The sequence below is a fragment of the Robiginitalea myxolifaciens genome, from assembly GCF_900115205.1.
Taxonomy (GTDB): Bacteria; Bacteroidota; Bacteroidia; order Flavobacteriales; family Flavobacteriaceae; genus Robiginitalea; species Robiginitalea myxolifaciens.
The window spans coordinates 339,211-345,735 of sequence record NZ_FOYQ01000001.1; the positions used below are offsets into that span (position 1 = coordinate 339,211).

1 protein-coding gene is annotated in these 6,525 nt (G+C 48.7%); it reads right to left on the bottom strand.

The features are described from left to right. On the bottom strand, positions 1-6,525 hold a 6,525-nt coding region (locus BM318_RS01495), incomplete at its 5' end, for a hypothetical protein (RefSeq protein WP_177218238.1).

The following is a 6,525-nucleotide window of genomic DNA, read 5'->3' on the forward strand; positions in this document are numbered from 1 at the left end:
TTATCTGACTACAAACACGACGTTAATCAGCGAGTTGTAATCGGTAGGTTGTCCGATAATATCATAAGTCAGTACCCCATTGGCATCAATGCTCATATTGTCGAAAACAGCGGGATCCGCGTAGGTTACATAGTAATACAGCTCATTTGCAGCATATGTCGGCAAGGCAGTTGGCGCCCCTGCGCTCGCTACGGCAGGCGTTCCGAACTGAGCAATGTACTGTGCGTAAAGATCTACGGTAAACCCGGTTCCATTGGCCGAGGCATCTATTGCTATGGATGGCGGATAGAATACCCGGGCTGCCTTCGAAGTAATCGGCGCGATAGCATTGATCACCTCCTGAACGGTAGTTTCATTTGTAGGTGAAGACTCCGCGCCTTCATCTACATCGATAGGCGTTCTGAGAGATACTTCGTCGTCGAACTGATCATCTGTTCCCAAACTGGATACCGGAACCGATAGGGTTCCCCCTCCGTCGGTCAATTCCAGGTTGCCGGAATTCACCGCAAATGTGGTGTTATACTCGTTGGAAGAATCGTTGTCATTATCCGCAATGGATACCGTTCCTCCTCCATCGGATAGGGTAATATCCGTCCCAGACCTGCTGATGGTCTGCAACTCATTGGAAGCATCGGCATCGGCATCGTCGACCAATGAAGCCAGATCTACTGTTTCGTTAGTCCCGTTCTCAATACCAATGGTCAGGGTAGTTCCGCTCAGTCCGGAACCACTGATGTTCTGATCGTCGGTATTGTCCAGATATCCGCTTAAATCTACATTGTTCCCATCTTCAATGGAAAGCGTGTTTCCAGAAAGGGTCAGGTTCTGATCGTCAGTGTTGTCTGCAAGAGAAGAGAGGTCTACGCTGGTAGAAGATCCATTCTCTATGTCGATCTGAAGGACGTTGCTTCCATTTAAGGTAGCTCCGGTCAGGTCCTGATCGTCGGTTCCAACCAGGGAAGAAAGATCAACGGTTTCGTCAGTACCGTTCTCAATACCAATGGTCAGGGTAGTTCCGCTTAAACCAGAACCACTGATGTTCTGATCGTCTGTGTTGTCAAGGTAACCACTCAGGTCTACGTTGTTCCCATCTTCAATGGAAAGGGTGTTTCCAGAAAGGGTCAGATTCTGATCATCGGTGTTATCTGCTAGAGAAGAAAGATCTACAGTTTCGTTAGAACCATTCTCTATTCCAATGGTCAGGGTAGTTCCGCTTAGGCCGGAACCACTGATGTTCTGGTCATCCGTGCTTCCTGCAGCAACTTCATCAATCGCAGCCTGTACATCGGAAGCAGTCAATCCGGAAGTGCTATTGTCATAAGTTACTTCAGCAGCGGTCTGGTCATCGGTGTTATCAAGGTAACCACTCAAGTCTACGTTGTTTCCATCCTCGATAGAAAGTGTGTTTCCTGAGAGGGTCAGGTTCTGATCGTCGGTTCCAACCAGGGAAGAAAGATCAACGGTTTCGTTGGTTCCATTCTCAATTCCGATAGTAAGGGTAGTTCCACTCAGTCCGGACCCACTGATATTCTGATCATCGGTGTTGTCCAGATAACCGCTTAAGTCTACATTGTTTCCGTCTTCGATGGAAAGGGTATTTCCAGAAAGCGTCAGGTTCTGATCATCAGTGTTGTCAAGGTAACCACTTAAGTCTACATTGTTTCCGTCTTCAATGGAAAGCGTATTTCCAGAAAGGGTCAGGTTCTGATCGTCAGTGTTGTCTGCAAGAGAAGAGAGGTCTACGCTGGTAGAAGATCCATTCTCTATGTCGATCTGAAGGACGTTGCTTCCATTTAAGGTAGCTCCGGTCAGGTTCTGATCGTCGGTTCCAACCAGGGAAGAAAGATCCACGGTTTCGTTGGTTCCGTTCTCAATACCGATGGTCAGCGTAGTACCGCTAAGTCCGGATCCACTGATGTTCTGATCGTCGGTATTATCTAGGTACCCGCTTAGGTCTACATTGTTCCCATCTTCGATGGAAAGGGTGTTTCCAGAGAGGGTCAGATTCTGATCATCGGTGCTTCCAGCAGCAACCTCGTCGATCGCAGCTTGTACATCAGATGCTGTTAAGCCAGATGTGCTGTTATCGTAAGTAACCTCAGCAGCTGTCTGATCATCAGTTCCAACCAGGGAGGAAAGATCCACCGTTTCGTCAGTACCATTCTCAATACCGATAGTCAGGGTAGTTCCGCTCAAACCAGAACCACTGATGTTCTGATTATCGGTGTTGTCCAAATATCCGCTCAGGTCTACGTTGTTCCCATCTTCAATGGAAAGGGTATTTCCGGAGAGGGTCAGGTTCTGATCATCAGTATTATCTGCAAGAGAAGAGAGGTCTACGCTGGTAGAAGATCCATTCTCTATGTCGATCTGAAGGACGTTGCTTCCATTTAAGGTAGCTCCAGTCAGGTTCTGATCGTCGGTGTTGTCCAGGTAACCGCTCAAGTCCACGTTGTTCCCATCTTCGATAGATAGCGTGTTTCCAGAAAGCGTCAGGTTCTGATCGTCCGTACTGCCAGCAGCAACCTCGTCGATCGCAGCTTGTACATCGGAAGCCGTTAAGCCAGAGGTGCTGTTGTCATAAGTAACCTCAGCAGCTGTCTGATCATCGGTGTTGTCCAGGTATCCGCTCAGGTCTACGTTGTTACCGTCTTCGATGGAAAGGGTATTTCCAGAAAGCGTTAGGTTCTGATCATCAGTATTGTCCAGGTAACCACTTAAGTCTACGTTATTACCGTCTTCGATGGAAAGCGTGTTTCCAGAAAGCGTCAGGTTCTGATCATCAGTGCTACCAGCAGCAACTTCGTCGATCGCAGCCTGAACGTCGGAAGCCGTTAAACCAGAAGTGCTGTTATCGTAAGTTACCTCAGCAGCTGTCTGATCATCAGTTCCGACAAGGGAAGCAAGATCCACGGTTTCGTTGGTTCCGTTCTCAATACCGATGGTCAGCGTAGTACCGCTAAGTCCGGATCCACTGATGTTCTGATCGTCGGTGTTGTCCAGGTAACCGCTTAGGTCTACATTGTTTCCGTCTTCGATGGAAAGGGTGTTTCCAGAAAGGGTCAGGTTCTGATCGTCAGTGCTTCCACCAGCAACCTCATCGATCGCAGCCTGAACATCGGTAGCTGTTAACCCAGAAGTACTATTGTCATAGGGGTTAGAAGCCGCCCGGGTATCGAGGACTACGTCTGAACCATCATTATTTGTAAAGGTATACGTGCCGTTTCCATTATCCGTGATATCGGCCTTAGCTACGGTCTGGTTTACTCCATTTTCATTGACATAGGTAAAGGTCCCATCACCATTATCGCTTAAGTTGGTGATTGTCTCCGAAATAGTAACAGAGGCAACATTCAGATATAAAGCACCGTCAGAACCGGCAGCAATATCATTGTTAGCATCGGTACTAATCAGGGAAGTGGATTGCGTTCCACCACCATCAGTAACTTCCAGGGAACCGGCGTTCATTCCAACACCTGTGTTGTATTCATTCGTAGGATCGGCGTCGGCATCGTCTACAAGACCGGCAAGATCAACGGTAGCTGAGCTTCCATCCTCAATATCGACTTGCAGGCTGGTACCGGTAAGGGTTGCGCCAGTCAGATTCTGATCATCAGTGCTTCCGGCAGCAACCTCATCGATCGCGGCTTGTACATCAGATGCTGTTAAGCCAGATGTGCTGTTATCGTAAGTGACCTCAGCAGCTGTTTGATCATCGGTGTTGTCCAGATAACCGCTTAAGTCTACATTGTTTCCGTCTTCGATGGAAAGCGTGTTTCCAGAAAGCGTCAGGTTCTGATCATCAGTGTTGTCCAGGTAACCACTTAAGTCTACGTTGTTCCCGTCTTCGATGGAAAGGGTGTTTCCGGAGAGGGTCAGGTTCTGATCGTCGGTGCTTCCTGCAGCAACCTCGTCGATTGCAGCTTGTACATCGGAAGCCGTTAAGCCGGAGGTACTGTTGTCGTAAGTTACCTCGGCAGCCGTCTGATCATCAGTTCCAACAAGGGAAGAAAGATCCACGGATTCGTTGGTTCCATTCTCAATACCTATGGTCAGGGTAGTTCCGCTCAAACCGGAACCACTGATGTTCTGATCGTCGGTGTTATCCAAATACCCGCTCAGGTCTACGTTGTTTCCGTCTTCAATGGAAAGTGTGTTTCCAGAGAGCGTCAGGTTCTGATCATCAGTGCTTCCAGCAGCCAGTTCTGCAAGGGCGCCTTCAACTTCTGTGGACGTAAAGTTTCCTCCTGCATCGGCAATGTTAACCTCAGCTGCAGTCTGGTCGTCAGTATTGTCCAGATAACCACTTAAGTCCACGCTATTGCCGTCTTCAATGGCCAGGGTATTTCCAGTCAGGGAAATGGTCTGGTCGTCGGTGTTATCTGCAAGAGAAGAAAGATCCACGGTTTCATTGGTTCCGTTCTCAATGCCGATGGTCAGCGTAGTACCGCTAAGTCCGGATCCACTGATGTTCTGATCGTCGGTGCTTCCCGCGGCAACCTCGTCGATTGCAGCTTGTACATCGGAAGCAGTTAAGCCGGAAGTGCTGTTGTCGTAAGTTACCTCAGCAGCTGTCTGATCGTCTGTATTGTCCAGGTAGCCACTTAAGTCTACGCTATTGCCGTCTTCGATGGCCAGGGTATTCCCGGTCAGGGAGATGGTTTGGTCGTCAGTGTTGTCCAGGTAACCACTAAGGTCTACACTATTTCCGTCTTCGATGGAAAGCGTGTTTCCAGAAAGGGTCAGGTTCTGATCGTCAGTGCTTCCACCAGCAACCTCATCGATCGCAGCCTGAACATCGGTAGCCGCAAGGCCTGAAGTACTATTATCGTATGGGTTCGAAGCCGCTCGAGTATCGAGGATTACGTCTGAACCATCATTATTGGTAAAAGTATAAGTCCCGTTTCCATTATCCGTGATATCGGCCTTAGCTACGGTCTGGTTTACTCCATTTTCATTGACATAGGTAAAGGTCCCATCACCATTATCGCTTAAGTTGGTGATTGTCTCCGAAATAGTAACAGAGGCAACATTCAGATATAAAGCACCGTCAGAACCGGCCGTAATATCGTTGTTGGCATCAGCGCTAATGAGGGAAGTGGATTGCGTTCCACCACCATCAGTAACTTCCAGGGAACCGGCATTCATTCCAGCTCCTGTATTGAATTCGTTCGTTGGATCGGCATCGGCATCATCCACATTCAGGGTGAGTGCATTGCCGTTTTCAATACTGATATTTCCCGCACTGCCGTCGGTTGCAATGGTCTGATCGTCAGTACTAACGCTACTAATGTCCACACTTTGATTTCCACCCGCATCGGTCACTGTCAGATTAGTACCGTCAAAGCTGATACCGGTGTTCAATTCGTTGGTCGGATCGGCATCGGCATCGTCTACAAGACCGGCAAGGTCAACGGTAGCAGAGCTGCCGTCCTCAATATCGATCTGCAGGTCAGTTCCGGTAAGGGTAGCGCCTGTTAAATTCTGGTTATCGGTGCTTCCCGCGGCCACTTCATCGATCGCGGCCTGTACATCGGAAGCCGTTAAGCCAGAAATGCTGTTGTCATAAGTTACCTCAGCAGCAGTCTGATCGTCGGTACTTACTCCGCTTATATCCACACTTTGGTTTCCACCTGCATCCGATACCGTAAGATTGGTCCCATCAAAGCTGATTCCGGTGTTTAATTCGTTTGTCGGATCCGCATCGGCATCGTCTACAAGACCGGCAAGGTCAACGGTAGCAGAGCTTCCGTCCTCAATATCGATCTGCAGGTCAGTTCCGGTAAGGGTAGCACCTGTCAAATTCTGATTATCGGTACTTACACTACTAATGTCAACACTCTGGTTTCCACCAGCATCTGTTACGGTAAGGTTGGTCCCGTCAAAACTGATACCGGTGTTCAATTCGTTAGTCGGATCGGCATCGGCATCGTCTACGAGACCGGCAAGGTCAACATTGGCTGAACTACCATTTTCAATATCGATTTGCAGGTCGGTTCCGGTAAGGGTAGCGCCCGTTAGATTCTGATCATCAGAACTTCCTCCCGCAACTTCATCGATAGCGGCCTGAACGTCAGTAGCAGCAAGACCTGAAGTACTATTATCGTAGGGATTGGAAGCCGCTCGCGTGTCCAGGGTTACATCTGTACCATCATTATTGGTAAAGGTGTACGTCCCGTTGCCATTGTCCGTGATATCGGATTTGGCAACTGTTTGATTAACACCATTTTCATTAACATAGGTAAAGGTGCCGTCTCCATTATCACTCAGGTTGGTAATCGTTTCAGCGATAGATACAGAAGCCACATTGAGATACAACGCACCGTCTGCTCCGGCAATAATATCATTGTTGGCATCCGTACTGATCAGGGAAGTACCCAGGGTTCCTCCGCCATCAGTAACTTCAACCGCCCCGGCATTCATGGCTACCCCTGTATTGTATTCATTGGTCGGATCTGCGTCGGCATCGTCTACCAGTCCGGAAAGATCAACGGTGGCTGAGCTTCCGTCCTCAATATCAATTTG